This window comes from Streptomyces sp. NPDC052301 (genome assembly GCF_044593395.1).
Classification (GTDB): Bacteria; Actinomycetota; Actinomycetes; order Streptomycetales; family Streptomycetaceae; genus Streptomyces.
In genome coordinates this window covers 465,799-491,896 of record NZ_JBIUBE010000007.1, presented here as the reverse complement: position 1 = coordinate 491,896, position 26,098 = coordinate 465,799, and the positions used below count along the sequence as shown (strand labels likewise).

Annotated in this window: 21 protein-coding genes; 16 read left to right on the top strand and 5 right to left on the bottom strand. The window is 73.2% G+C overall.

Features of this window, described 5'->3' with window-relative positions; translation table 11 throughout:
- Positions 1 to 663: 663 nt before the first annotated feature.
- Complete coding sequence (locus ACIHEJ_RS22780) at positions 664 to 1,395, top strand: hypothetical protein (RefSeq protein ID WP_400138315.1); 732 nt, start codon at positions 664 to 666, stop codon at positions 1,393 to 1,395.
- Positions 1,396 to 1,468: 73 nt separating this feature from the next.
- Here ACIHEJ_RS22780 and ACIHEJ_RS22775 read toward each other — a convergent pair whose 3' ends face one another.
- Positions 1,469 to 2,752 (bottom strand): DUF1015 domain-containing protein, encoded by a 1,284-nt coding sequence (locus tag ACIHEJ_RS22775; RefSeq protein WP_400138300.1) that lies wholly within the window; start codon positions 2,750 to 2,752, stop codon positions 1,469 to 1,471.
- A gap of 74 nt (positions 2,753 to 2,826) precedes the next feature.
- Here ACIHEJ_RS22775 and ACIHEJ_RS22770 point away from each other — a divergent pair, with 74 nt between their 5' ends.
- From ACIHEJ_RS22770 to ACIHEJ_RS22755, 4 genes are all read left to right on the top strand, one after another.
- Positions 2,827 to 3,855, top strand: coding sequence for an HAD-IIA family hydrolase (locus ACIHEJ_RS22770; RefSeq protein ID WP_400138299.1), 1,029 nt, complete (start codon positions 2,827 to 2,829; stop codon positions 3,853 to 3,855).
- A gap of 97 nt (positions 3,856 to 3,952) precedes the next feature.
- Positions 3,953 to 4,996, top strand: coding sequence for a FecCD family ABC transporter permease (locus ACIHEJ_RS22765; RefSeq protein WP_400138298.1), 1,044 nt, complete (start codon positions 3,953 to 3,955; stop codon positions 4,994 to 4,996).
- Positions 4,993 to 6,039, top strand: coding sequence for a FecCD family ABC transporter permease (locus ACIHEJ_RS22760; RefSeq protein ID WP_400138297.1), 1,047 nt, complete (start codon positions 4,993 to 4,995; stop codon positions 6,037 to 6,039). Before ACIHEJ_RS22765 ends, ACIHEJ_RS22760 begins: the two co-directional genes overlap by 4 nt.
- Complete coding sequence (locus tag ACIHEJ_RS22755; RefSeq protein ID WP_400138296.1) at positions 6,036 to 6,875, top strand: ABC transporter ATP-binding protein; 840 nt, start codon at positions 6,036 to 6,038, stop codon at positions 6,873 to 6,875. The genes ACIHEJ_RS22760 and ACIHEJ_RS22755 overlap by 4 nt, the downstream gene beginning before the upstream one ends.
- Here the strand turns inward: ACIHEJ_RS22755 and ACIHEJ_RS22750 are convergent.
- Positions 6,859 to 7,206, bottom strand: a complete 348-nt coding sequence (locus ACIHEJ_RS22750; protein WP_400138295.1) for an SCP2 sterol-binding domain-containing protein — start codon at positions 7,204 to 7,206, stop codon at positions 6,859 to 6,861. The two genes, ACIHEJ_RS22755 and ACIHEJ_RS22750, sit on opposite strands and share 17 nt — an antisense overlap.
- Positions 7,207 to 7,248: 42 nt before the next feature.
- On the opposite strand from ACIHEJ_RS22750, the gene ACIHEJ_RS22745 reads away from it, so the two are divergent.
- The 6 genes from ACIHEJ_RS22745 (at position 7,249) to ACIHEJ_RS22720 (ending at position 13,241) form a co-directional block, all read left to right on the top strand.
- Positions 7,249 to 7,548, top strand: coding sequence for a hypothetical protein (locus ACIHEJ_RS22745; protein WP_400138294.1), 300 nt, complete (start codon positions 7,249 to 7,251; stop codon positions 7,546 to 7,548).
- An 8-nt stretch (positions 7,549 to 7,556) separates the two neighbouring features.
- Positions 7,557 to 8,372 (top strand): TlyA family RNA methyltransferase, encoded by an 816-nt coding sequence (locus ACIHEJ_RS22740; protein WP_400138293.1) that lies wholly within the window; start codon positions 7,557 to 7,559, stop codon positions 8,370 to 8,372.
- On the top strand, positions 8,369 to 9,286 hold the full coding sequence (locus ACIHEJ_RS22735) for an NAD kinase (RefSeq protein ID WP_400138292.1): 918 nt from the start codon (positions 8,369 to 8,371) through the stop codon (positions 9,284 to 9,286). Before ACIHEJ_RS22740 ends, ACIHEJ_RS22735 begins: the two co-directional genes overlap by 4 nt.
- 63 nt (positions 9,287 to 9,349) lie before the next feature.
- Positions 9,350 to 11,068, top strand: a complete 1,719-nt coding sequence (gene recN / locus ACIHEJ_RS22730; protein ID WP_400138314.1) for a DNA repair protein RecN — start codon at positions 9,350 to 9,352, stop codon at positions 11,066 to 11,068.
- 15 nt (positions 11,069 to 11,083) lie between these two features.
- Positions 11,084 to 11,833 carry a hypothetical protein gene (locus ACIHEJ_RS22725; RefSeq protein ID WP_400138291.1) on the top strand — a complete coding sequence of 250 codons (750 nt, stop codon included), beginning with the start codon at positions 11,084 to 11,086 and terminating at the stop codon, positions 11,831 to 11,833.
- Between the two features lie 271 nt (positions 11,834 to 12,104).
- A complete protein-coding gene (locus tag ACIHEJ_RS22720) occupies positions 12,105 to 13,241 on the top strand; it encodes a glycosyltransferase family 4 protein (RefSeq protein ID WP_400138290.1) in 1,137 nt (378 codons plus the stop codon).
- Between the two features lie 11 nt (positions 13,242 to 13,252).
- On the opposite strand, the gene ACIHEJ_RS22715 is transcribed toward ACIHEJ_RS22720, so the two are convergent.
- Together ACIHEJ_RS22715 and ACIHEJ_RS22710 are read right to left on the bottom strand one after the other, a co-directional pair.
- Positions 13,253 to 14,935, bottom strand: a complete 1,683-nt coding sequence (locus ACIHEJ_RS22715) for a PucR family transcriptional regulator (RefSeq protein ID WP_400138289.1) — start codon at positions 14,933 to 14,935, stop codon at positions 13,253 to 13,255.
- 50 nt (positions 14,936 to 14,985) lie between these two features.
- Positions 14,986 to 16,368, bottom strand: a complete 1,383-nt coding sequence (locus ACIHEJ_RS22710; RefSeq protein WP_400138288.1) for an FAD-binding protein — start codon at positions 16,366 to 16,368, stop codon at positions 14,986 to 14,988.
- A 484-nt stretch (positions 16,369 to 16,852) separates the two neighbouring features.
- Between ACIHEJ_RS22710 and ACIHEJ_RS22705 the strand changes: the two genes are divergently transcribed.
- Positions 16,853 to 18,061 (top strand): NAD(P)/FAD-dependent oxidoreductase, encoded by a 1,209-nt coding sequence (locus ACIHEJ_RS22705; protein WP_400138287.1) that lies wholly within the window; start codon positions 16,853 to 16,855, stop codon positions 18,059 to 18,061.
- A 29-nt stretch (positions 18,062 to 18,090) separates the two neighbouring features.
- Entirely contained in the window at positions 18,091 to 19,047 is a 957-nt protein-coding gene (locus ACIHEJ_RS22700) for a sigma-70 family RNA polymerase sigma factor (protein ID WP_400138286.1), read from the top strand.
- Positions 19,048 to 19,083: 36 nt separating this feature from the next.
- Here ACIHEJ_RS22700 and ACIHEJ_RS22695 read toward each other — a convergent pair whose 3' ends face one another.
- Complete coding sequence (locus ACIHEJ_RS22695; RefSeq protein WP_400138313.1) at positions 19,084 to 20,886, bottom strand: glycoside hydrolase family 15 protein; 1,803 nt, start codon at positions 20,884 to 20,886, stop codon at positions 19,084 to 19,086.
- Between the two features lie 508 nt (positions 20,887 to 21,394).
- Between ACIHEJ_RS22695 and ACIHEJ_RS22690 the strand changes: the two genes are divergently transcribed.
- The 3 genes from ACIHEJ_RS22690 (at position 21,395) to ACIHEJ_RS22680 (ending at position 26,002) form a co-directional block, all read left to right on the top strand.
- Positions 21,395 to 23,044 carry a CTP synthase gene (locus ACIHEJ_RS22690; protein WP_400138285.1) on the top strand — a complete coding sequence of 550 codons (1,650 nt, stop codon included), beginning with the start codon at positions 21,395 to 21,397 and terminating at the stop codon, positions 23,042 to 23,044.
- A 100-nt stretch (positions 23,045 to 23,144) separates the two neighbouring features.
- Positions 23,145 to 23,771: an NUDIX domain-containing protein gene (locus tag ACIHEJ_RS22685; protein ID WP_400138284.1), complete on the top strand. Its 627-nt coding sequence runs from the start codon at positions 23,145 to 23,147 to the stop codon at positions 23,769 to 23,771.
- Between the two features lie 161 nt (positions 23,772 to 23,932).
- The gene (locus ACIHEJ_RS22680; protein ID WP_400138283.1) at positions 23,933 to 26,002 is read left to right on the top strand and encodes a tetratricopeptide repeat protein; all 2,070 of its coding nucleotides are present in this window, start codon (positions 23,933 to 23,935) and stop codon (positions 26,000 to 26,002) included.
- Positions 26,003 to 26,098 lie beyond the last annotated feature (96 nt).

Sequence of the window (26,098 nt, the reverse complement as noted above, 5' to 3'; positions counted from 1 at the left end):
CGCGGCGGATTCGGCCGGCGCGACGACAGCCGCGGTGGCTTCCGCCGCGACGACCGGCGCGACGACCGTGACCGCGGTGAGCGCCGCGACGACCGTGGTGAGCGCGGTGGTTTCCGCCGTGACGACCGTGGTGGCGACCGGCGTGATGACCGGCGTGATGACCGCCGGGGCGGCTACGGTGACCGTGGCGACCGTGGCGGTTTCGGCGGTCGTAGGGACGACCGCCGTGAGGGTGACCGGGGTTCGCGTCCGGCGTTCCACCGGGACGACCGTGACCGTGGGCCGCGTCGGGACGACCGCCGTGACGACCGTGGTGACCGCGGCTTCCGTCGAGACGACCGGGGCGACCGGGGCGACCGTCCCACCTACCGCCGCGACGACGACCGCGGCGGATTCGGCCGGCGCGACGACAGCCGCGGTGGCTTCCGCCGCGACGACCGGCGCGACGACCGTGACCGCGGTGAGCGCCGCGACGACCGGCGGGGCGAGGACCGGGGTGGCTTCCGGGGTCGGGACGACCGTGGTGGCCGTGGGCCCCGGCGGGACGACCGCGGTGGTCGACCCGGCGGCTTCCGTGGGCGTGAGGGACGGGACGACCGGCGCGGCGGCGGCCGCTTCCGCGACGACCGGGACCGCGACCGGGACCGTGAGCCGATCAAGCGGCTGCCGATCCCGGAGGACGTCACCGGTGACGAGATCGACAAGGACGTCCGGCAGGAGCTGCAGAGTCTGCCCAAGACGCTCGCGGAGGATGTCGCCAAGAACCTGGTGATGGTCGCCCGGCTCATCGACGAGGACCCCGAGGGCGCGTACGGCTACTCCAAGGTTGCCCTGCGTCTGGCGTCCCGTGTGGCCGCCGTGCGCGAGGCCGGCGGGTTCGCCGCGTACGCCAACCAGAAGTACAGCGAGGCGCTCGCCGAGTTCCGGGCTGCGCGGCGCATGACGGGCAGCGCGGAGCTGTGGCCGGTGATGGCCGACTGCGAGCGTGGGCTCGGGCGGCCGGAGAAGGCACTGGACATGGCCGGTGCGCCGGAGGTGCAGAAGCTGGACAAGGCCGGTCAGGTCGAGATGCGGCTGGTCGCGGCCGGTGCCCGGCGGGACATGGGCCAGCTGGATGCCGCCATCGTGACGCTGCAGAGCCCGGAGCTGGCCTCCAACTCGGTCCAGCCGTGGACCGCGCGGCTGCGCTATGCGTACGCCGACGCCCTGCTGGCCGTCGGCCGTGAGCGCGAGGCGCGGGAGTGGTTCGCCAAGGCCGTCGAGGCCGACCGGGACGGCAGCACGGACGCCTCGGACCGGCTCGCCGAGCTGGACGGCGTGGAGTTCGTCGACGCCCTCGACGAGGGCGAGGCTGCTCCGGAGAAGCCGTCGCAGGAGGACGGCGACGAGGACTGACTGATCCGCAGTCGCTGAGACGAGAAGAGGGCAGGCTCCCCAAGGGGCCTGCCCTCTTCGGCGTTCGGGGCCTTCAGATCTCCAGTGCCCGCAGCACCAGCCCGGACGCCGGCTTCGGGCCGAACGACGTCGACTTGCGCGGCATCGTCACGCCCTGCCGGGCCAGGTCGCGGACGACCTCCTCGCGGACGGGGTGCATGAGTACGGCCGTACCGCCGTCGCGTTCCGCCTTCTCGACCGTCGCGGCCGTGTCGTGGATGTAGGCGATGTGGGCGGGGGAGTCCTCGGGGATGTGCCAGACGTGCTCGAGCAGCGTGGCGTGCAGGACCGTGGCGTCCAGGGAGCGCCAGGCGCTGGGGCGGTCCGCCGGGATCGTGCGGGCCAGCAGGCCCGCGTCCGGCCGGTCGAGCAGGTGGAAGGAACCGTCGCCGGCGAGCAGGAAGGCATTGCCCGCGCAGGAGGCGTCCGCCAGGGTCTCCAGGGCGTCGGACAGCGGTACGTCGAGGTGTCGTACCCGGAACAGGCCGTCGACGGCTGCCAGCGCGTCCGCGACCGGCAGGCCGTGCAGCAGGCGGTGGATGGCGCGGACACGCAGGGGATAGCGGGCGGTGTCCACCAGGAGGACCAGGCCGTGGTCCCAGGGGCTGGGAGAGGGGTGCTCCGCGCGCAGCCGCAGGTAGGTGGCCCAGCGGTGGTGGCCGTCGGCGATCAGGGCCTGCTGCCGGGCCAGGTCGGACTGGACGCGGGCGACCTCGGCCGGGTCGGTGATCGACCAGAGACGGTGGTGGAAGCCGTCCTCGGTGGTGGTGGCCAGCAGCGGCGGTCGTTCCGCGGTGCGCTCGACGACCTCGGCCGTCGCGCCGTTGCCGCGGTAGGTGAGCAGCAGCGGCTCCAGGTTGGCACGCGTGGCGCGCATCAGGGCCGCGCGGTCCGCCACCACGGGTGGCATGACGTCCTCGTGCGGCAGCACCACGCCCTCGGCGGGTTCCGAGACCCGCAGGGCGCCGATGACACCGCGCTGGAGCATGCCGTTGCCGTCCCGCTGCTCGTAGACGTACAGGCCGGGTTCCGGGTCCGCGGTGAGGATGCCCTCGTCCAGCCAGCGGCGCAGGGTGTCCGCCGCCTGCTCGGTGCGGGCGCTGGGGGTGCCGGCCTGGGGCAGGATCAGCCGGACGATGTTGTGCGGGTCGGCCGACTGGAGGTGCTGCACCCCGTCGGGACGTACGACGACGTCGTACGGAGGAGACGTGACGGAGGCCAGGCTGCCGACCCGGTCGGGGTCGTAGCGGAGGCCTCGGAACGGTGTGAGTTCCAGGCCTCGGCGCGCCGTTGCTTCCGAGGGACCTGCTGTCTTCATCCCGGCATCGTACGTGTGTCAGCGGGGTGGGGGATGATCGGGGGAAAGCCGAGCGAACGAGGAGCGATGTGGACATGAGCCAGGGCGTCAGGACGAGGCCCGAGGGCAGTGGGCAGCCCCTGAGCGAGGCGTACGACACGGCGCTGCTCGATCTGGACGGGGTGGTGTACGCGGGTGGGAGCGCGATCGCGCACGCGGTCGACTCACTGGCGGTGGCCCGCTCGGGCGGGATGCATCTCGCGTACGTCACCAACAACGCGCTGCGTACGCCCGACGCGGTGGCCGGGCATCTGACGGAGCTGGGCATACCGACGGGCGCGGACGACGTGATCACCTCCGCGCAGGCCGTGGCGCGGCTGATCAGCGAGCAGGTGCCGGCCGGATCGCGGGTGCTGGTGATCGGCGGCGAGGGGCTGCGGGTGGCGCTGCGCGAGCGCGGTCTGGTGCCGGTGGAGTCGGCGGACGACGACCCGGCGGCGGTCGTGCAGGGGTTCGGCGGGCCGGATCTGACCTGGGGTCGGTTCGCGGAGGCCTCCTACGCGGTGGCGCGTGGGGTGCCGTGGTTCGCGTCCAACACCGATCTGACGATTCCGAGCGGGCGTGGGATCGCGCCGGGCAACGGGGCCGCGGTGGAGGTCGTACGGATCGCGACGGGCAAGGAGCCGCAGGTGGCGGGCAAGCCGCTGCCGCCGATGCACCGGGAGACGATCATCCGGACGGGTGCGGAGCGGCCGCTGGTGGTCGGGGACCGGCTGGACACGGACATCGAGGGGGCCTTCAACGGCGGGGTGGACTCGCTGCTGGTGCTGACCGGTGTCACCGACGGCGCCCAGCTGCTCGCCGCGCCGCCGCAGCACCGGCCGACGTACCTGGACGCCGATCTGCGCGGGCTGCTCACCGGGCAGCCGGAGATCACCGGGACGAGTGACGGTTTCCGTTGCGGCGGGTTCACGGCGAGGGCCGGGGCGGACCGGCTGGAGCTGGACGGCGACGGCGAGGCGCTGGACGGGTTGCGGGCGTTGTGCGCGGCGGCCTGGTCGGCAGCCGGTGAGGGCTCCTGCGAGCTGGACGGGGGGAAGGCGCTGGCGCGTCTCGGACTGTGAGGACGCGCGGAGCGTGAGGTTGCGCGGGGGAGTGTGAGGACGATGCCCGTGACCCCGGGGATCGAGTTCGGCGGCGAGGGTAGGCTAACCTAACCTCGTGTTGGTCGACAGTCCTCCGGAACAGCGCGCGAAGTCCGCCTCCGCGCCCCCAACCCGCCAGGCGGTACGGGCCCTTGGGCTCCTGGTCTCCGCCGTGCTCCTGGTGCTCGTCGCCCTGGCGAGCGTCGCGATCGGCGCCAAAGCGCTGTCGCCGGACCAGGTCTGGCACGGCCTGTTCCACGACACGGGGACGTACGGCGACGTCGTCGTGGACGGGCGGCTCTCGCGCACGGTTCTCGGCCTGCTGGTCGGTGCCGCGCTCGGCCTCTCGGGCGCGGTGCTGCAGGCGCTCACCCGCAACCCGCTGGCCGAGCCCGGGCTGCTCGGCATCAACGCGGGCGCCTCGGCGGCCGTCGTCACGGCCATCACCTACTTCGGCGTCACCAGCCTCACCGGCTATGTGTGGTTCGCCTTTCTCGGCGCCGCGGTGGTCGGCGCGCTGGTGTGGTTCCTCGGCGGCAGCCGGGGCGCCACCCCGGTGCGGCTCGCGCTCGCCGGTACGGCGATCAGCGCCGCCCTCTACGGCTATCTCCAGGCCGTGATGATCATGGATGACGCGGCGCTGGGCAGGATGCGGTTCTGGACGGTGGGTTCGCTGGCCTCCGCCACCACCTCGACCATCACGCAGGTGCTGCCGTTCCTGGCGGTCGGCGCGGTCCTCGCGCTCGCGCTGGCCAGGCCGCTGAACGCCGTGGAGATGGGCGACGACACCGCCCGTGCCCTCGGCGCCCACCTGGGCCGCACCCGGGCCCTGGCCATGCTGGCCGCCACCGTGCTGTGCGGTGCCGCGACCGCGGCCTGCGGCCCGATCATGTTCGTCGGCCTGATGGTCCCGCACGTGGTGCGCTCCTTCACCGGCCCCGACCTGCGCTGGATCCTGCCGTACGCGACGGTCCTGGCCCCGGTGCTGCTGCTCGGCGCCGACGTCGTCGGCCGGGTCGTGGCCCGCCCCGCCGAGCTCCAGGTCGGTGTCGTCACCGCGCTCATCGGCGGCCCGGTCTTCATCCTGCTCGTACGACGGCGCAGGACGGCCCAGCTGTGAAGACCCGATCCACGAACCGGGCCGTGCGCACTCCCGGCGGGCTCTCCCTGCGCCTGGACCTGCGTGCCCTGATCGTCGTCGTCGTGCTGCTGGCCGCCGCCTGCGCGGCGGGCGTCGCGCTGATCGGCACCGGGGACGCCAAGATCCCCGTGTCCGACGTGCTCAGGACGCTCGCCGGGAACGGCACGGCGTACCAGGACTTCATCGTCGACGAACTGCGTCTGCCGCGCGTGCTCGTCGGCCTGCTGGTCGGCGCCTCGCTGGGTCTCGGCGGCGCACTGTTCCAGGCCGTCTCCCGCAACCCGCTGGGCAGTCCGGACGTGCTCGGTCTGTCCCAGGGGTCGACGGCCGGCGCACTGGTCGTCATCGTGCTGCTGTCCGGGAGCGCCGCCCAGGTCACCGTGGGTGCGCTGGCCGGCGGACTGCTGACCGGTCTGGCCATCTATCTGCTCGCCTGGAAGCAGGGGGTGCACGGATACCGTCTGGTTCTGGTCGGTATCGGCGTCAACGCGATCGCCACCGCTGTCAACGGCTATCTGCTCACCAAGGCCGACCTGGTCGACGCGGCCCGCGCGGTGGTGTGGATGACCGGCTCCCTCAACGGCCGCGACTGGGACCAGGTCCGGCCGCTGCTCGCCCTGTGCGCCGTCCTCGTCCCGCTGGTCCTCGGCAACGCGCGCGGCGTGAGGATGATGGAGATGGGCGACGACGTCTCGAACGCCCTCGGTGTGCGTGTGCAGTGGGTCCGGCTGGTTCTGCTGGTCTCCGCCGTCCTGCTCACCGCCGCGGCCACGGCGGCCGCCGGCCCCGTCAGCTTCGTCGCGCTCACCGCGCCCCAGCTGGCCCGGCGGCTGACCCGCTCGCCGGGCCCCAACCTGGTGCCGTCCCTCTGCATGGGGGCCGCCCTGCTGGTCGCCGCCGACTGGGCCTCGCAGCGCGCCTTCGGCGCCGACCAGTTGCCCGTCGGCGTGGTCACCGGAGTGCTCGGCGGCGCCTACCTGCTGTGGCTGCTGGTCACCGAGCGCCGGGCCGGCCGGATATGAGCGGCACCCCCACGAACACGACTAGGAGCACCGTGAACCGCCTGTCCGCCGAGAACGTCACCCTCGCCTACGACCAGCGCGTCATCGCCGAGCACCTGTCGGTGGAGATCCCGGACAACTCCTTCACGGTGATCGTCGGCCCGAACGCGTGCGGCAAGTCGACGCTGCTGCGGGCGCTGTCGCGGATGCTCAGGCCCAGCCAGGGCCGGGTGCTGCTCGACGGGCAGGCCATCCAGTCCATGCCCGCCAAGAAGGTCGCGCGGACCCTCGGCCTGCTGCCGCAGTCCTCCGTCGCGCCCGACGGCATCACGGTCGCCGATCTCGTCGGCCGGGGCCGCTACCCGCACCAGGGCCTGCTGCGTCAGTGGTCCGCCGAGGACGAGCGGGTCGTCCAGGAGTCGATGCGGCAGACCGGCGTCGGCGAGCTGGCCGACCGGTACGTCGACGAGCTGTCCGGCGGGCAGCGGCAGCGGGTGTGGATCGCCATGGCGCTCGCCCAGCAGACCCCGCTGCTGCTCCTGGACGAGCCGACCACCTACCTGGACATCCAGCACCAGATCGACGTCCTCGACCTGTGCGCCGAACTGCACGAGGAGCAGGGGCGGACGCTGGTGGCCGTGCTGCACGACCTCAACCACGCCGCCCGCTACGCCACCCACCTCGTCGCCCTGCGCGGCGGCACGGTGATCGCCGAGGGCGCCCCGAACGACATCGTCACCGCCGAGCTGGTTCAGGAGGTCTTCGGGCTGCGCTGTCAGGTCATCGACGACCCGGAGACGGGAACGCCGCTGGTGGTGCCGGCCGCGCGCAGGACACGGGTCACAGCAGCTTCCTGAGCCGGAACAGGTCCAGCAGGCTCGCCTCCAGCTTCACCCGGCCCTTGCCCCAGGCGGTCGCGAAGTTCAGTTCGCCGTCCACCAGGGCCACCAGGTCGTCCCCGGCCATGGCGAGCCTGATCTGCGCCCTCTCGCGCGGCGGCCCGGGGCGGGTCTGGTCCACCTCGATCCGGCCGCCGGTCATCCGGCCGGTGAAGGTGACGTCCAGGTCGGTGATGTGGCAGCTCACCGAGCGGTCCAGGGCGGCGGCCGCCCGAGCGTCGCCCTCGGCGCCCTGCATGTTGTCCGAAAACTTCCCCAGTGCGGTGCGGCACTCCTCGATCGTGGCCATCGCCCACGACGGTACCCCAGCGGTTCGCGGTAGCGTCTGGGCATGAACGACTCGGTACCGGAGACGGAGATCCCGGCGGAAGCGCCGGAGGCGTACGACCCCGCCGCGCCCGCCGCCCTGGACGTCCCGCGCACGCCGACCGGCAACGCCGAGGTCGACGCCCAGCTGGACCGGCTGGGCGACGCCGACCACCTCGCCACGGACGGACATCTCGAGGTGTACGAGGATGTACACCGGGGGCTGCGTGACGCGCTCACCGCGCTCGACGCCCGCCCGGGACCTCCGGCGCCCCCGCCTTCGTACGCACAGGCGCCGTCACCGGCGTACCGACACAGGAGCTGAACCGAATCGTGGCAGGAGTCGCACGCCGTCGTCTGGACGCGGAGCTGGTCCGCCGGAAGCTCGCGCGCTCGCGCGAGCACGCCAGCCAGTTGATCGCCGCCGGGCGGGTCACCGTCGGCAAGACCGTGGCGACGAAGCCGGCCACGCAGGTGGAGACGGCCGCGGCGATCGTGGTCCAGACCGACGACGGCGACCCGGACTACGTCTCCCGGGGCGGCCACAAGCTCGCCGGAGCGCTCGAGGTCTTCGTGCCGCAGGGGCTCGTGGTCGAGGGCCGGCGCGCGCTGGACGCCGGCGCCTCCACCGGTGGCTTCACCGATGTGCTGCTGCGGGCGGGCGCGGCGCACGTCGTCGCGGTCGACGTCGGCTACGGCCAGCTCGCCTGGACGCTCCGGAGCGATGAACGCGTCACCGTCAAGGACCGTACGAACGTACGCGAGTTGACGCTTGAGGCGATCGATGGGGAACCTGTGGATCTTGTCGTGGGCGATCTGTCCTTCATTCCGCTCGGGCTGGTGCTGCCTGCCCTGAAGCGGTGCGTGAAGCCGGACGCCGACCTGGTGATGATGGTCAAGCCGCAGTTCGAGGTGGGGAAGGAACGGCTCGGCAGCGGGGGTGTCGTACGGAGTCCGCAGCTGCGGGCGGAGGCCGTGCGGGGAGTGGCCGAGAAGGCCTGGGAGCTGGGGCTCGGGGTGCGGGGTGTCACCGCGAGTCCGCTGCCCGGTCCCTCGGGCAATGTCGAGTACTTTCTGTGGCTGCGGTCCGGCGCCCCCGAACTGGACCCGGCCGACGTCGACCGAGCAGTGGCGGAGGGGCCGCGTTGACACAGAACCTGGCGCGTACGGTTTTCCTGCTGGCCCACACCGGGCGGCCCGCGGCGATCCGCAGTGCGGAACTCGTGGTGAAGGGGCTGCTGCGGCACAGCATCGGGGTGCGGGTGCTGGAGGAGGAGGCGCGCGATCTGCCGCTGCCGGACGAGGTGCGGCTGGTCAAGGAGGCCACCCCGCAGTGCCTCGACGGCTGTGAGCTGCTCATCGTCCTCGGTGGTGACGGCACGTTGCTGCGCGGCGCCGAGTTCGCGCGGGCGTCCGGGGTGCCCATGCTCGGCGTCAACCTCGGACGGGTGGGGTTCCTCGCGGAGGCCGAGCGCGACGACCTCGATCGGGTGGTCGACCGGGTGGTGGCGCGGTCGTACGAGGTCGAGGAACGGATGACCGTCGACGTCGTCGTGCACCGCAACGGGGACATCGTGCACACCGACTGGGCGCTGAACGAGGCGGCCGTGCAGAAGGCCGGCGCCGAGAAGCTGCTGGAGGTCGTGCTGGAGATCGACGGGCGGCCGGTGACCGGGTTCGGGTGCGACGGGGTCGTCCTGTCCACGCCCACCGGGTCGACGGCGTACGCCTTCTCCGCCGGCGGTCCGGTGGTGTGGCCCGAGGTGGAGGCGCTGCTGATGGTGCCGATCAGCGCGCACGCGCTGTTCGCGAAGCCGCTGGTGACCTCGCCGGACTCGGTGCTCGCGGTGGAGGTGCTGCCGCACATCCCGCCGGGGGTGCTGTGGTGCGACGGGCGGCGGACGGTCGAGCTGCCGCCCGGGGCCCGGGTGGAGGTGCGGCGGGGGGCCGTGCCGGTGCGGCTGGCCCGGTTGCACCATTCGTCGTTCACCGACCGGCTTGTCGCGAAGTTCGCACTGCCGACCACCGGGTGGCGGGGGGCACCGCACCACTCCACCGAGTGACATGGGCGGGCCATGTGCGCTCGCCACCTCAGACCTCGTAAGGTCTGTTCCGTGTTGGAGGAGATGCGGATACGGTCGCTCGGGGTCATCGACGATGCCGTCGTCGAGTTGTCGCCGGGTTTCACCGCCGTCACCGGTGAGACGGGTGCGGGCAAGACCATGGTGGTCACCAGCCTCGGGCTGCTGCTCGGTGGCCGGGCGGACCCGGCGCTCGTGCGGATCGGGGCGGAGAAGGCGGTCGTGGAGGGGCGGGTCACCGTCCCCGCGGACGCCGTCGCCGCCGTGCGCGCCGAGGAGGCCGGGGCGGAACTGGACGACGGGGCCCTGCTGATCAGCCGTACCGTTTCCGCCGAGGGGCGTTCCCGCGCCCATCTGGGCGGGCGCTCGGTGCCGGTCGGGCTGCTCGCCGAGCTGGCCGACGACCTGGTGGCCGTGCACGGGCAGACCGACCAGCAGGGGCTGCTGAAGCTGTCCCGGCAGCGGCAGGCGCTGGACCGGTACGCGGGCGACGCCGTCGCCGTCCCGCTCGCCAAGTACACCGAGGCCTACCGGCGGCTGCGCGCGGTCTCCACCGAGCTGGAGGAGATCGTCACGCGCGCGCGTGAGCGGGCGCAGGAAGCCGACATGCTGCGGTACGGGCTCGACGAGGTCGCCGCCGTCGAGCCGCGGGCCGGGGAGGACGTGGAGCTGGCCGAGGAGGCGGAGCGGCTCGGGCACGCCGAGGCCCTGTCGTCCGCCGCCACGGCCGCGCACGCCGCTCTCGCGGGCAATCCCGAGGACCCCGAGGGGATCGACGCCTCGACCCTCGTCGCGGGCGCGCACCGGGCGCTGGAGGCCGTGCGCTCGCACGACCCGGCGCTGGCCTCGCTCGCCGACCGGATCGGGGAGATCGGGATCCTGCTCGGTGACGTGGCCGGTGAGCTGGCCGGGTACGCCGACGACCTGGACGCCGATCCGCTGCGGCTGGCCGCGGTGGAGGAGCGCCGGGCCGCCCTGACCGCCCTCACGCGCAAGTACGGGCAGGACGTGGCCGGTGTGCTGGCCTGGGCCGAGCAGAGCGCCGCCCGGCTGACCGAGCTCGACGGCGACGACGAGCGGATCGGGGAGCTGACCGCCGAACGGGACGCGCTGCGCACCGAACTGGGCGGCCTGGCGCAGGCGCTGTCGGATGCGCGGACGGAGGCCGCCGAGCGGTTCGCCGCCGCCGTGACCGCCGAGCTGGCCTCGCTGGCGATGCCCCACGCGCGCGTGTCCTTCGCCCTGCGGCAGACCGAGGACCCGGACGGCGTCGAGGTCGGCGGGCGTGCGGTCGCGTACGGGCCGGCGGGTGTCGACGAGGTCGAACTGCTGCTCGCCCCGCACCCCGGCGCCCCGCCCCGGCCCATCGCCAAGGGTGCGTCCGGCGGTGAGCTGTCCCGGGTGATGCTCGCCGTGGAGGTCGTGTTCGCGGGCACCGACCCCGTGCCGACGTACCTCTTCGACGAGGTCGACGCCGGTGTCGGTGGCAAGGCGGCGGTCGAGATCGGCCGGCGCCTGGCGAAGCTCGCCAAGAGCGCGCAGGTCGTGGTCGTCACCCACCTCCCGCAGGTCGCCGCGTTCGCCGATCGGCAGCTGCTGGTGGAGAAGACCAACGACGGGTCCGTCACCCGGTCCGGCGTGAAGGTCCTGGAGGGCGAGGAGCGTATCCGCGAGCTGTCCCGGATGCTGGCGGGCCAGGAGGACTCCGAGACGGCCCGCGCCCACGCGGAGGAACTCCTCGCCGCCGCCCGGGCGGACGGCTAGGAGCGGGGTGGGGGAGTGTTCGTTCGGGCGGGCAGGAGAAGCAGTTTCGCGGTTGCCGTGGGGGTGACGCGTGCGGGCACGGGGCTGCTGCGCAAGGCCGCGCCCGGCACCCGCGCGCGGTGGGAGCGGAAGAACTACGCCGGGCGGACCGTCGGGTTGTACGCCGGGCCCGCGGCGGCCGTGGCGGCGGCCGCGGGGGCCGCGCGGGTGCATCCCGGGGCCGGTGCGGCCGTGCTCGCCGCCGGTGTCTGCGGGGCGTACGACGATGTCGCCGGGGATCACCGGCGGGGCCTGCGGGCTCATCTCGGCGCGCTGCGGGACGGCGAGGTCACCAGCGGGGCCGTGAAGTTGTTCGGGATCTCGGCCGCGGGGCTCGCCGCGGGCGCGCTGCTGAAGGAGCGGCCGCTGGACAAGCTGCTCGCCGGGGTCGTGATCGCCGGTGCGGCGCACTTCGTCAACCTCGTCGACGTGCGGCCCGGGCGGGCCGCCGGGGCGGTGCTCGCGCTGGCCGCGCCGGGGCTGCTGCGGAAGGGGCCCGGCGGCGAGCTGGCCGCCGCGACGATGGGCGCGGCCGCGGCCGTACTCCCCGACGACCTGGGCGAGCGCATGATGATCGGGGACACAGGGGCGCACGCACTCGGCGCCGCGCTGGGGGCGGCCATGGTGGCGGGCAACCGGCGCGCGGGGCTGCTCGCGCACGCCGTCGCCGTGGTGGCCGCCGCCGCGCACGGGGACCGGGTCACCGCGTGGGCGCGGGCGCTGTGAGCGTCTGACCTCGCGGAACGCGGCCGTAAGGGGTGCGGACGCGCCGCCGTCCCCCTCACCCGTGTGGGTGACGTGCTCCGGCGCGCTGCCGCGGCCCGCCGCGCAGTGCGCCCTCCCGGTTTTCCCGGAACGACCCTGCGTCCTGGCATGCTTGGGCATGAGCACGGTCCGCGCGGGAGGCGCGCGGGGTACGACCTTCCGACCCTGTGATCCCGCTACCTTCTGTAGGTTTCCTCGTGTCCGCCTCACGTCGAACCAGGAGCCCGGCCCCGTGAGCCCCCTGAGCAGCAACGCACCGCACGGCCAGTCGCCGCTGCGCACCGTGCAGGTGCTGGGCGGGGGCAACGCCGGCAGCAGCGCGCACGTGCGCTCCCTGGCCGAGGGGCTGGTGGCCAGGGGTGTACGGGTCACGGTGTGCGCCCCCCTGGAGGCCGACCGCGCCTACGACTTCACCGGGACCGGTGCCGACCACGTGCATGTGCCGCGCAGCAGCGACCCGTCCTCGGTGGCCGCGCTCCGGGCGGCCTGCGCGAACGCCGATCTGGTGCACGCGCACGGACTGCACGCCTCCTTCCGGGCCGTCCTCGCCCTCGGCGGCCGACACACCCCGCTGGTGGTCACCTGGCACAACCGCGCCCACGCGGAGGGCGCCCGGGCGCACCTGCTGCGGCTGCTGGAGCGCCGGGTGGTGAGGACGGCGGCCGTGGTCCTCGGCACCAGCCCCGACCTGGTGGAGCGGGCCCGGCGCACCGGGGCGCGGGACGCCCGGCTCGCGGCCGTCGGCCTGCCGGGACAGCGCCCGATTCCCGACCCGGAGGACCCCGACCGGCTGCGCTCCAAGATCCGGGCCGAAGTCGGCGCCACCGGTTGCCCGTTGCTGATCGCCGTCGGCTCCCTCGACCGGCACCGCGGCTACGAGGTCCTGCTCGACGCGGCCCGCGCCTGGCGGGACCTGGACCCGCTGCCGCTGGTCGTCGTCGCGGGCGAGGGGCCGCTGCGCCCGGTGCTGCAGCGCCGGATCGAGGACGAGGCGCTGCCGGTGCGGCTCGTCGGCCACCGCGACGACGTGCCGGACCTGCTCGCCGCCGCCGATCTGGCGCTGCTGACCAGCAGTTGGGAGTCGCGTTCCGTCCTCGCTCAGGAGGCGCTGTACGCGCGCGTGCCGCTCGTCGCCACCCGCGTCGGCGGGATCCCGGACCTCGTCGGCGACGCGGCGGCACTCGTCCCGTACGGCGACCCGCAGGCGCTCGCCGACACGGTCGTGGCGCTGCTCGCCGATCCGGAGCGGCGGGAGCTGCTGCGGGAGCGCGGCGCGCGGCAGGCCGCCGGCTGGCCGACGGAGGACGAGACGGTCGCCCAAGTGCTCAGCGTCTACGACGAGTTGACCCAGCCCCGGCCGCTGGCCTAGGTCTCCGGTCCCTAGGGCACGTGCCGACGGGCGCGCAGGGCCAGGCTCAACGCCAGCACCGTCTGCGGGTCGTCCAGGTCGGTGCCGAGCAACTCCCCGATGCGGGCGAGGCGGTTGTACAGCGTCTGCCGGTTCAGGTGCAGCTCGCGCGCGGTCTCCGCCTTGCGGCCGGCGTGCGCCAGATAGGTCTGCAGCGTAGGCAGCAGCGGCGGCTTGGAGCGGTGGTCGTGGTCGCGCAGCGGGCCGATCGCGCGGTCCACGAACGCGGCCAGGTCCGGATGGTCGCGCAGCCGCCACAGCAGCAGGTCGATGTCCAGGCGGCGGGCGTCGTACCAGGGACGGTCGCTGAGGCCCTCGGCCGCCGTCGCGGTCTCGGCCGCGTGCCGCAGCCCGGCCGACGCCGCGGCCCAGCCGCCCGCCACCCCGACCACCACGACCGGCGGCGGCGACCCGGGCCGCCGCATCCCGGCCCGCTCCACGCCCGCCCGCAGCGCCGCCGCCACCCGGTCCGCCACCCCCGACCGCTCCGACTCCGAGCGCAGGCCCAGCAGCACCGGCACCCGGCCCTCCACCGGCCGCACGCCCAGCAGCACCGGCACCCCCACCGCGGCCAGCTCCTCGGAGACGGCCCGCGCCAGCACCGCCCAGCCTCCCCCACGCTCGGCTTCGCTCGCGCGGGCGGTACCCCCGGCCGGCGAGAGGGTGTCACCGATCCGCATGACCACGGGCAGCAGCGGGCCGGCACCGGGCTTGAAGCCGAGGACCCGGGCCTGCGCCGGCGCGTCCTCCGCCGTGATCCGGCCCTCGGCGAGATCGGTGAGGAAGTCACCGCGCCCGCGCGCCGCCAGCTCCTCCTCCTGCCGGGCCTGCATGAGCACCACGGCCAGGATGCCGGCGGCCCGCTCGGTGGCGATCCGGTGCACCGGGGAGAGCGGCGAGCGCACCGGCAGCAGGACCAGCCGGGCGCGCACCGACCCCGCCGTCCCCGGGCCGCCGCCCGGCACGTCCACCAGCACCGAACCGGCCGGCGGCGGCGCGTCCTTGTGCGGGCCCCTGAGCCCCTCCCACACCTGCAGCGGGTCCGCCCCCTCCGGGCCCTCCCCGGCGGCGTACAGCAGGCGGCCGTCGGCCGCCTCCAGGAACACCGGGTTGCCGCTGAAGTCCGCCAGGATCCCCAGCACCTGCGGCACCCCGCCGCCGCCCAGCAGCGCCTCGGTACAGCGCCGGTGCACCTCCTCGGCCCGCTGCAGCAGCGCGTAGTGGCCGTTGACGATCTCGGTGTGGATCTCCTCCGTCACCGTCACGAACGGCACCTCGCGGTGCAGCTGCACCAGCGGCAGCCCGGCGGCCCGGGCGGTGTCCACCAGGGCGGAGGGCAGCCGGGCGAAGCGCGGGCCCAGCTCCACCACCAGGGCGGCGATGCCGCGCTCGGCGAGCGTGCGCACGAACGCCCGCTGCTCGGCCGGGCGGGTGCCGAGGCCGTAGCCGGTGGTGAGCAGCAGCTCGCCGCCCTTGAGCAGCGAGGCGATGTTGGGCACCTCGCCCGCGTGCACCCAGCGCACCGTGCGCCCCAGCCGGTCCGCCCCCGCGAGGATCTCCGGCAGTCCGCTGCGCAGTCCGGGCAGCTCCAGCGCCCGCTGAACGGTGATCCCGGCACCCTGGGTGTCGAATCGGTGGTCCGTACGGCTGTCCATGCAGCGGACGCTACCTGCGGAAACGCCCCGAGGACAGCTCCGGCGAACGGCTACACCGGCCGGATGTTGTGGTTGAAGCGGAACACGTTGTCCGGGTCGTAGCGCCGCTTCACCTTCTCCAGGCGCAGGGTGTTCTCCTCGCCCAGGCCGGCCCTGACCCGCTCGGGGCCCTCGTCGCCGATGAAGTTGAGGTAGACGGCTCCCGTGCTCCACGGCCGCAGGTCGGCGCGCACGCCCCGGACCCAGGCCACGGCCCGCTCGTCGTCGGCCGGGTCCTGCCAGATGCCGAACGGGTGCGCGGCCCAGGCCGCGTCCCGGTAGGGCACCGGGTACTCGTGCGGACCGGCTGCGATCGCCCCGCCCTGCGGGAACAGCAGGTGCTGGGTGTTGCTCGGCACCGGCATGCTGTCCGCGCGGGCACAGAAGACGTCCACCAACTCGTCCGGCAGGCCGGTCAGATACTCCGCCGACCAGTAGTTCCGCATCCCGGGTGGTTCGTCGAGCATGCACTGCACGTCGACGTACGGCATGTCACCGGCCAGCTCCACCTCGTGCGGCAGCGCCAGCAGCGGCTCGGCGAGCTTGCGCAGGTCGTCCTCGGATCCCGCGTACGTCAGCAACGCGGCGCACACCAGCTTGCCCACCAGCTCCGGGGGCATGAACTCCTCGGGCGGGCCGGTGACGAAGAGGACCGCGCCGCTCACCTCGTCCGGTCCGGTCCGGACGATCTCGCGGAAGGTGCGGGTCACGTCCGGTCCGAACTGCGGCAGGAACATCAGCAGGACGATCGAGAACTCCGGCAGCTCGTACAGCTGCAGGGTGAGCGCGGTGGCGATGCCGAAGTTGCCGCCCCCGCCGTGCAGGGCCCAGAACAGATCGGGATTCTCGTCGGGGTTCGCGTGCACCCGCTCGGCGTCGGCGGTCACCAGTTCCACGCCGATCAGGTTGTCGACGGCGAGGCCGAAGGCCCGGTCCAGCCAGCCGGTGCCGCCGCCCAGGACGAAACCGCCGACGCCGGTGGTGGAGGCGCGCCCGCCCGTGGTCGCGAGCCCGTGGAGCTGGGTGGCCCGGTCGAGGTGGCTCATCGTGGCGCCGCCCTCGACCCGGGCCGCCTCGGCCGCCGGGTCGACGGTCACCTGGTGCATCCGGCGCAGGTCCACCACGAGCGCGCCGTCGCCCAGCGCGGCCCCGGACACGCTGTGGCCGCCGCCGCGCACCGCGATGTTGAGGTCCAGCTCCCTGCCGAAGCGCACCGCCCGGACCACGTCGGTGGCGTCCGCGCACTGGGCGATCACCGCCGGCCGCCGGTCGATCATCGCGTTGAAGACCGTGCGGGCCTCGTCGTAGCCCTGGTCGCCGGGGGCGAACACGTCGCCCACCAGATCCTCGCGCAGCGCGGTGAGGGCCGCGCCCGCCTTCGAAGGGGAAGCCATGGCCGCCCCCTTCCGTGCAGGGGCTGGGTCACTTTCCCAGCGTAGGCGCGCGCGGCCCGCTGTTCCTTCGTCCGGGGCCGATCCCCTGTGGCTCGGGCCGCAGCCGACATCGAGGACGGGGCCGACGCAGCGTTCCCGCACTGTCCTGCCGGTTGTGGTGGGCTGCTCGGGCCACCGGGGACCGGCACGAGGCCGCGGCACCCGTCGGCCGGCCGCAGGTACACCGGTTCTCGGCCGGGCCGCAGGGCGAGCGCGTAAGGATCCTCATCGGCGTCGTACAGCTCGTCCCGTCCACCGTCACGGTGCTGCGCCTGTCCTGCGGCGGGTCGGCTTCCGTCGCCGTGGCCGGCGCGCCTCACGCACTGACTGGCCAGGACGGCGGCAGCCCTGTCGCTCTGTGACCCATGCCACATGCGGTGCCTGTCAGATATCGGGGCCCTGTTCCGCTCAAGCCGGGGAACAAGCGAACCGACAGGAGCGAGGCATGACGCATCGAATCATCGTCCTCGGCGCCGGCTATGCCGGGGCCTACGTGTCCGGGACCCTGGCCCGCCGACTGTCCCCGGCGGACACCGAGATCACCGTGGTCAACGCCGAGCCGGACTTCGTCCAGCGGCTGCGACTGCACCAGCTCGCGGCCGGCCAGGAGATCGAGGCCCCACCGCTCACCGAGGTCTTCGCGGGCACGGGGATACAGCTGCGCCTGGCCCGCGTCACCGCCGTCATCCCCGAGCACCAAGTCGTCCACGTGGCCGACGCCGACGGCGGCGGTGAACTCGTCTACGACACGCTTCTCTACGCCCTCGGCAGCCACGGCGACGACCGCGCAGTCCCCGGCGCGGCCGAGCACGCCTTCGACGTCGCCGCCAGGCCGTCGGCGCTGCGCCTGCGCGAGCGGCTGGACAGCCTGAACGACCTGGGCAGGCGCGGCGAAGGCGCGAGGGTGCTGGTCGTCGGCGACGGGTTGACCGGCATCGAGACCGCCACCGAGATCGCCGAATCCCGGCCCGGCCTGTCGGTGACGCTGGTCGCCCGCGGGGAGCTGGGTGCCCGGCTCTCCGCCGGTGCCCGCAGCCACCTGCGCCGGGCCTGCGACCGGCTGGGCATCACAGTCCTGGAGCACACCGAGGTCGAAGCCGTCGAGTCGGCGCGGGTGCTGTGCGCCGACGGCACGGCCCTGGCGTCCGACGCGACCGTGTGGACGGCCGGCTTCGCGGTCAGTCCCATCGCCGCCGCCGGCGGGCTGAAGGTCACCGAGACCGGTCGGATCGTCGTCGATCGCACCATGCGGTCGGTCTCGCACCCGAATGTCTACGCCGTCGGCGACAGTGCCTACGCCATCGGCGACAACGGCCGACCGATGCCGATGTCCTGCGCTTCGGCCGGCTACACCGGCATGCAGGCCACGGCCGCGATCGTGGGACGGCTGACCGGTCGCAAGGTCCCGAACACCAAACTGGAGTACCTGGGCAACCACATCAGCCTCGGGCGGCGGGACGGGATCCTGCAGATGGTCGACCACAAAGGGCAGGCGAAGCCGAAGCACGTGGGCGGCCGCAAGGCCGCGCGGATCAAGTCGGGCATCCTCAAGGTGTCCCTGTGGACCACCTCGCACCCGACTTTCGGTCTGCCCAGGCGTAAGCGCCGCCTGGCTGTCACGCCGGGTGCGTCCGCCGAGAAGGCGTTCGTGTAGCCGGCCAGAGTCAGCCTAGGGTGATCCGCGTGGACAGCACCGCCACTGACCGCTTCGACACCAGCCGGTTCGAGGCCAGCCGGAACCGGCTGGCCTCCCTGGCCTACCGGCTGCTGGGCTCCGCCACCGACGCCGAGGACGCCGTGCAAGACGCGTTCCTGCACTGGCAGGCCGCGGACCGACAGCGGATCAAGGTGCCGGAGGCATGGCTGACCAGGGTCCTCACCAACCTGTGCCTCGACCGGCTCCGCTCGGCACAGGCCCGCCGCGAACGCACCGCCGGCGCCTGGCTGCCCGAACCTCTCCTCGACGGCGACCCGATGCTCGGCCCGGCCGACACGTTCGAGCAGCGCGAATCGGTCTCCCTGGCCGTGCTGACGCTCATGGAACGCCTGGCGCCCGTCGAGCGGGCCGTCTACGTCCTGCGGGAAGCGTTCTCCTACGGCCACGCCGAGATCGCCGAGATCCTCGACCTCACCGAGTCCGCAAGCCAGCAGCACCTCCACCGGGCCCGGCGCCGCATCACCGCCGCGCGCCGACGCAGCGGAGACGAGGTCGACCGGGCGTCCGCCCGCAGGATCGTCGAGGAATTCCTCGCCGCCGCCACCTCGGGCCGCACCGAACGGCTGGTGGCGCTGCTCACCGACGACGCGACGGCGATCTCCGACGGCGCCGGCCTTGCCGAAAAGCTGCTGCAATTCGACACTGCGCAGCGCATCGCCGCCGTCGTACGGGCCGGCTTCAAACCCACACCCGCGAAACGGCGACTTGCCGGCGGCACGCCCGCCGTCCACTACGCGTTCGTCAACGGCGCCCCCGCCATCCTCTTCGTGGTCGGTGACCAGGTCATAGGCGCTGTGACGTTCGACGTCACAGGCGGCAGGATCGCAACCGTGCGCGGCATCGCCGCCCCCACCCGCCTCGTCCGCCTCACCGAAGCGTGGCGGCAGCACGAGCCGGACACGCCGCTCATCACCCAGTGGTGACCCGACGCCGACCAGGACCAGGCGCAGACCCGCGTCTCAGCCGCCGTACGCCCCCGAGGCCGTCAGCCGCAGGGCCGTGTCGATCAGCGGAACGTGGCTGAAGGCCTGCGGGAAGTTCCCCACCTGGCGCTGCAGCCGCGGGTCCCACTCCTCGGCGAGCAGACCGAGGTCGTTGCGCAGCGCGAGGAGCTTCTCGAACAGCTTGCGGGCCTCGTCCACCCGGCCGATCATCGCCAGGTCGTCCGCCATCCAGAACGAGCAGGCGAGGAAGGCGCCCTCGTCGCCGGGCAGGCCGTCCACGCCGGCGTGCTCACCCTCGGTCGGGTAGCGCAGGATGAACCCGTCCGAGGTGGACAGCTCGCGCTGGATCGCCTCGATCGTGCCGATCACCCGCTTGTCGTCCGGCGGCAGGAAACCCATCTGCGGGATGAGCAGCAGCGAGGCGTCCAGCTCCTGGGAGCCGTACGACTGGGTGAAGGTGTTGCGCTCCTTGTCGTAGCCCTTCTCGCACACGTCCCGGTGGATGTCGTCGCGCAGCTCCTTCCAGCGCTCCAGCGGGCCGTCCGCGTCACCGGACTCGATGAGCTTGATGGTGCGGTCCACCGCGACCCAGGCCATCACCTTGGAGTGCACGAAGTGCCGGCGCGGGCCGCGCACCTCCCAGATGCCCTCGTCCGGCTCCTGCCAGTGGTCCTCCAGGTAGCGGATCAGCTTCAGCTGCAGCAGGGAGGCGTAGTCGTGGCGGGCCAGGCCGGTCATGTGGGCCAGGTGCAGGGCCTCGGTGACCTCGCCGTACACGTCCAGCTGGAGCTGGTGCGCGGCGCCGTTGCCCACCCGGACCGGGGCGGAGTTCTCGTAGCCCGGCAGCCAGTCCAGCTCGGCCTCGCCCAGCTCCCGCTCGCCCGCCAGGCCGTACATGATCTGCAGGTTCTCCGGGTCGCCCGCGACCGCGCGGAGCAGCCACTCGCGCCAGGCGCGGGCCTCCTCGCGGTAGCCGGTGCGCAGCAGCGACGAAAGGGTGATCGCCGCGTCCCGCAGCCAGGTGTAGCGGTAGTCCCAGTTGCGGACGCCGCCGATGTCCTCCGGCAGGGAGGTGGTGGGCGCGGCGACGATGCCACCCGTCGGGGCGTACGTCAGCGCCTTGAGGGTGATCAGCGAGCGGATCACCGCCTCGCGGTACGGCCCGTGGTACGTACAGTGCTCCACCCATTCGCGCCAGAAGTCCTCCGTGGCCTCCAGCGAGGTCTCCGGCTCCGGCAGCGGCGGCGGCTCCTTGTGCGAGGGCTGCCACGAGATGGTGAACGCGATCCGGTCACCCGGGGCGACCGTGAAGTCGGCGTAGGTCGTCAGCGCCTTGCCGTACGTCTCCGCCTCCGTGTCGAACCAGACCGAGTCGGGCCCGGCGACGGCCACCGTGCGCCCCTCGTGCTTGTGCACCCACGGCACGACCCGGCCGTAGGAGAACCGCATCCTCAGGGCGGAGCGCATCGGCACCCGGCCGGAGACGCCCTCCACGATCCGGATCAGCTGCGGGGCACCGTCCCGCGGGGGCATGAAATCGGTCACGCGCACGGTGCCGCGCGGGGTGTCCCACTCCGACTCCAGGATCAGCGAGTCGCCGCGGTAGCTGCGCCGGGCGGCCGTGGGCGGCTTGGCGTCGACGGCGTGGGCGGGGCCGAGCCGCCAGAAGCCGTGTTCCTCGGTGCCCAGCAGGCCGGCGAAGACGGCGTGCGAGTCGAAGCGGGGCAGGCACAGCCAGTCGACTGTGCCGTCCCGGCAGACCAGTGCCGCGGTCTGCATGTCTCCGATGAGTGCGTAGTCTTCGATGCGCCCGGCCACGTGCAACTCCAGTCGAACGGCCACGTCACCCCCGCGCAGGGGGCTGTCGCTAGTGCGGTCAAGGGGTCGTTGTTAAGCGTCGTTGAGCGGTGAAGCGAAGCAGTCCGCCGAGCCCTGAGGCAAAACGGACAGTCCTTGCTCAACGAACTGCCGCGCTCTCGTTGTTCCGGGTGGTGCCGGCGGGGGTGTGCCGTCTTTTCCGGCCGGGCTCGGCAGCGAGTGTCCGAGCAGGATACGACGCACGTAGATGATCTGCGTGCCGCTCCGGGCAACCCGTGTGGGCCGAACGAGTGAGCAACGGGTGACGATCGAGTGACCGGTGCGTGCCCGTGTCGACGCGAGCGCGGAGCGTGGCCGGAAGCCATCTCCTCCAGGCGCTGTTACGCTGGTAGCCCGTGGACCGGTGGGAGACGAACCCCCCGAACCGCAGCGACGGCACCCCCGGAACCCTCCAGTCCGGCAGCCGCACCGCATCACAGACAGCGACCACGGGAGCCCCCTCTTGGCCATGCCGCCGAAATCTACGACGACCAAGCACATCTTCGTCACCGGGGGTGTCGCCTCCTCGCTCGGCAAGGGCCTCACCGCCTCCAGCCTGGGCATGCTGCTCAAGGCCCGTGGCCTGCGCGTCGTGATGCAGAAGCTCGACCCGTACCTGAACGTCGACCCGGGGACGATGAACCCCTTCCAGCACGGTGAGGTGTTCGTCACCAACGACGGCGCCGAGACCGACCTGGACATCGGCCACTACGAGCGGTTCCTCGACCGCGACCTGGACGGCTCGGCCAACGTCACCACCGGCCAGGTGTACTCCACGGTGATCGCCAAGGAGCGGCGCGGCGAGTACCTGGGCGACACCGTCCAGGTCATCCCGCACATCACCAACGAGATCAAGCACCGCATCCGGCGCATGGCCACCGACGAGGTGGACGTCGTCATCACCGAGGTCGGCGGCACGGTCGGCGACATCGAGTCGCTGCCGTTCCTGGAGACCGTCCGCCAGGTCCGCCACGAGGTCGGCCGGGACAACGTCTTCGTCGTGCACATCTCGCTCCTGCCGTACATCGGCCCGTCCGGCGAGCTGAAGACCAAGCCGACCCAGCACTCCGTCGCCGCGCTGCGCAACATCGGTATCCAGCCGGACGCGATCGTGCTGCGCTGCGACCGCGAGGTCCCCACCGCCATCAAGCGCAAGATCTCGCTGATGTGCGACGTCGACGAGGCCGCCGTGGTGGCCTGCCCGGACGCCCGCTCGATCTACGACATCCCGAAGGTCGTGCACACCGAGGGCCTGGACGCCTACGTCGTCCGCAAGCTCGACCTGCCCTTCCGGGACGTCGACTGGACGACCTGGGACGACCTGCTGGACCGCGTCCACAACCCCGACCACGAAATCACCCTCGCGCTGGTCGGCAAGTACATCGACCTGCCCGACGCCTACCTGTCGGTCACCGAGGCGCTGCGCGCCGGCGGCTTCGCCAACCGCGCCCGGGTGAAGATCAAGTGGGTCACCTCCGACGACTGCAAGACCCCGGCCGGCGCCAAGGCCCAGCTGGGTGACGTCGACGGCATCTGCATCCCGGGCGGTTTCGGCGACCGCGGTGTGCTCGGCAAGGTCGGCGCCATCCGCTACGCCCGCGAGAACAAGATCCCGCTGCTCGGCCTCTGCCTGGGCCTGCAGTGCATCGTGATCGAGGCCGCCCGGAACCTCGCCGACATCCCGGACGCCAACTCCACCGAGTTCGACCCGGCCACCGCCCACCCGGTCATCTCCACGATGGCCGAGCAGATGGACATCGTCGCCGGTGAGGGCGACATGGGCGGAACGATGCGCCTGGGCATGTACCCGGCGAAGCTCGCCGAGGGTTCCATCGTCCGTGAGGTGTACGACGGCAAGGAGTACGTCGAGGAGCGGCACCGCCACCGCTACGAGGTGAACAACGCCTACCGCGCGGAGCTGGAGAAGAAGACCGGCATCGTCTTCTCGGGCACCTCGCCGGACGGCAAGCTCGTGGAGTACGTGGAGTACCCGCGTGACGTCCACCCGTTCCTCGTCGCCACGCAGGCGCACCCCGAACTGCGCTCGCGCCCGACCCGTGCGAACCCGCTCTTCGCGGGCCTCGTGAAGGCCTCGGTCGAGCGGAAGAATTCCAAGTAACACACCAGTTGTACGGTGGCCGGGGTGCATGTCTCTCAGGAGGTGAGCACCCCGGCTTCACTGTGGCCGGTCTTTTTGGAAAGCGTTGGAAGGACAGGGCATGACGATCAAGGACACCCCCGAGGAGTGGGAGATCCGGGCGACCGCGACCCCGTTCACCGGGAACAAGACCTCCGTCCGCACGGACGACGTGGTCATGCCCGACGGCTCGGTGGCCCGCCGTGACTACCAGGTCCACCCGGGTTCGGTCGCCGTCCTCGCCCTGGACGAGGAGGACCGGGTCCTGCTGATCAACCAGTACCGGCACCCGGTGCGGCACAAGCTGTGGGAGATCCCGGCCGGCCTGCTGGACGTGCCGGGCGAGAACCCGCTGCACGCGGCCCAGCGCGAGCTGTACGAAGAGGCGCACGTCAAGGCAGAGGACTGGCGGGTGCTGACCGACGTGTACACCACCCCCGGCGGCTGCGACGAGGCCGTACGGATCTTCCTCGCCCGCGATCTGTCCGAGGCGGAGGGGGAGCGTTTCGCTGCGGAGCACGAGGAGACCGACATGCAGCACGCGCGCGTGCCGGTCGGGGAGCTGGTGGACCGCATCCTCGCCGGTGACGTGCACAACAACTGCCTGGTCGTCGGGGTCCTCTCCCTGGTGGCCGCGCGTGCCGGGGACGGGCTGGACGCGCTGCGCGCGGCCGACGCGCCGTGGCCCGCGCGCCCCTTCGAGGCCTGACCCCGCCCCTCGGCGCATTCGTGTGACCATCGCCTGATCCGATCGAGGGACCTGTCCGCCGCGCTCCTCACGGCACGTCGCAGAGCGTGAACTAGGCTCTGGAACGCCCGTTGCGGAAGATCCGGCGGGCTTGCGCGTGCGGTGGGACGGGAGTGTGGCCCGTGACGGATCAGGCGGTGGACACAGGCGACGTACGGCCGTCGGCGCAACCGGCCGCGGAGGGTCATTTCCTGGGCCGGACGCGCGAATTGAAGGAGCTGCGCGCCGACATCGAGCGGGCGGGCCTGGACACCCTCTCCGGCCGCAAGGCGCCACGCGCGCGCGTCCTGCTCATCGCCGGCCGCCCCGGCTCCGGCCGGACCGCCCTCGCCGAGGAACTCGTCCGCCAGGTCGCCGGCCGTTACCCCGACGGGGTGCTGCGGGTCCGGCTCGGCGAGCCCGACGGCACCCCCGTCCCGGTCGAGCGCGCCGCCCGCGAGCTGCTGACCGCCCTGGAGCTGCCCGCCCCGGCCGGTGCCGCCGAGGACGACCTGACCGCGGCGCTGCGCACGGCCCTCGCCGGCCGGCGGATGCTGCTGTTGCTGGACGACGCGGCCGGCGCCGAACAGGTCGACGCGCTGCTCCCGGACGCCCCCGAGTGCCTGCTGGTCGCCGTCTCCGGGGGCGGCCCGCTCACCGGCATCGCGGACGTCCGCCCCTGCACCCTCGGCGGCCTCGACACCAAGTCCGCGCTGGAGCTGCTCACCCGCTACACCGGCTCGGTGCGCATCACCGTCGACCCGCGCGCCGCCGAGAGCCTGGTCGAGGCGTGCCACGGCCAGCCGGCCGCGCTGGTCCTGGCCGGCGGCTGGCTCGCCGCCCGACCCAAGGCCGCCGTCGCCGACCTCGCCAAACGGCTGAACACCGACCCCGAGGACGGCGCGGACGGCAGCCCGCTCGCCCGGGTCTTCCGGCTCGTGTACGACGAGCTGCCCGGCCAGGCCGCCCGGATACTGCGGCTGCTCTCCCTCGCCCCGGCCGGCCTGATCGACCCGCACACCGCCTCGTCCCTCGCGGGCTGCTCGGTCCCCGCCGCCCGCGCCACCCTGGACGACCTGGTCGCCCTCGGCCTGCTGCGCCCGGTGGCCTCCCCGCTGCCCCAGTACGACGTCCCCGGCTGTCTGCACCCGCTGCTGCGGGCCCGCGCCGAGAGCCAGGAGCGGCCCGCCGAGCTGCAGCTGGCCCGGGCCCGGATGCTGGAGCGGACGGTACGGCTGCTGCAGGCCTGCCGGGCGATCACCGAGACGGACAGCCCCCAGGCCCGGGAGAAGCTGAACGCCATGCCCCGCGAGGTGCGCTTCCCCACCCCGCGGGCCGCGGCCGACTGGCTGAGCATCCGGCGCCCCGCCCTGCTGGCCTCCGCGCGGCTCGCGGTGGCCGACGGGGAACTGGACAACCTGGCCCGGCGGCTGCTGTCCCAGCTGGTCAGGGCGATCGTGGCGCACGTCGGCACGCAGGCCGCGGCACCCGACCTGTACGGGGTGCACGGCCTGGTCCTCGATGTCGCCGAGCGGCGCGGGCTGGACCGGGAGAAGGCCGCCGCCCTGCTGAACCTGGGCGATCTGGACGCCCAGACCGGCCGCACCCGGGACGCGCTGGCACGGTACCGGCTGGCACTGGATGCCGGACGCCGGGCGAACGACCCGTACGCCACCGGCCGCGCAATGGAATCCGTAGGCGGCGCGCACCTCGAGCTGGGGGACTACGACCGGGCCGCCGACTGGTTCGGCCGGGCCCTGGCCGAGCGGCTGGCCCGGGGCGAGCGCGACCAGGCCGCCCGGCTGTACGGCCGGATCGCCACCGCCCACACGTACGCGGGCCGCTACGGCGAAGGCCTGCGCAACTGGCGGGCCGCGGTCGCAGGCCACCGCAGGAGCGGCGATGTCCCCGCCCACGCGCGGGCGTTGAGCGAGCTGGCCCGGGTCCAGGAGTACGCGGGGCGGTTCGAGGAGTCGCTGCGCACCTGCCTCGAGGCGGTGGAGTGGGCGCGGCGGGCGGAGGACGTGCGATTGCAGGCCGCCCTGCAGCTCAGGCTGGCCGACACCCTGGAGCACCTCGGCGACCCCGCCGCGGCTCGACTGCATCGCTCGGCGGCCGAGCGCATGCTGGGAGAGGAGCCGCCGGAGGACGAGACAAGCCTGGAACAGGCCGTTAGTGCCTGCGAAATCCGTAGTGCATCCGGCGAAGATTGATGCAATGAAAGGCTAGACAGCCGGAACACCTTCATTAGACTGGCTCTGCCGCACGCTCCCATGCGGTGTCTCCCGGTATGCCCCCGCATGTCTGGG

Excerpts from the sequence above, each read along its gene's own strand:
- ACIHEJ_RS22775 (WP_400138300.1), bottom strand. The coding sequence starts at position 2,752 with ATGAAGACAGCAGGTCCCTCGGAAGCAACGGCGCGCCGAGGCCTGGAA.
- ACIHEJ_RS22770 (WP_400138299.1), top strand. The coding sequence starts at position 2,827 with ATGAGCCAGGGCGTCAGGACGAGGCCCGAGGGCAGTGGGCAGCCCCTG.
- ACIHEJ_RS22755 (WP_400138296.1), top strand. The coding sequence starts at position 6,036 with ATGAGCGGCACCCCCACGAACACGACTAGGAGCACCGTGAACCGCCTG.
- ACIHEJ_RS22750 (WP_400138295.1), bottom strand. The coding sequence starts at position 7,206 with ATGGCCACGATCGAGGAGTGCCGCACCGCACTGGGGAAGTTTTCGGAC.
- ACIHEJ_RS22745 (WP_400138294.1), top strand. The coding sequence starts at position 7,249 with ATGAACGACTCGGTACCGGAGACGGAGATCCCGGCGGAAGCGCCGGAG.
- recN (WP_400138314.1), top strand. The coding sequence starts at position 9,350 with ATGCGGATACGGTCGCTCGGGGTCATCGACGATGCCGTCGTCGAGTTG.
- ACIHEJ_RS22715 (WP_400138289.1), bottom strand. The coding sequence starts at position 14,935 with ATGGACAGCCGTACGGACCACCGATTCGACACCCAGGGTGCCGGGATC.
- ACIHEJ_RS22710 (WP_400138288.1), bottom strand. The coding sequence starts at position 16,368 with ATGGCTTCCCCTTCGAAGGCGGGCGCGGCCCTCACCGCGCTGCGCGAG.
- ACIHEJ_RS22705 (WP_400138287.1), top strand. The coding sequence starts at position 16,853 with ATGACGCATCGAATCATCGTCCTCGGCGCCGGCTATGCCGGGGCCTAC.
- ACIHEJ_RS22690 (WP_400138285.1), top strand. The coding sequence starts at position 21,395 with ATGCCGCCGAAATCTACGACGACCAAGCACATCTTCGTCACCGGGGGT.
- ACIHEJ_RS22685 (WP_400138284.1), top strand. The coding sequence starts at position 23,145 with ATGACGATCAAGGACACCCCCGAGGAGTGGGAGATCCGGGCGACCGCG.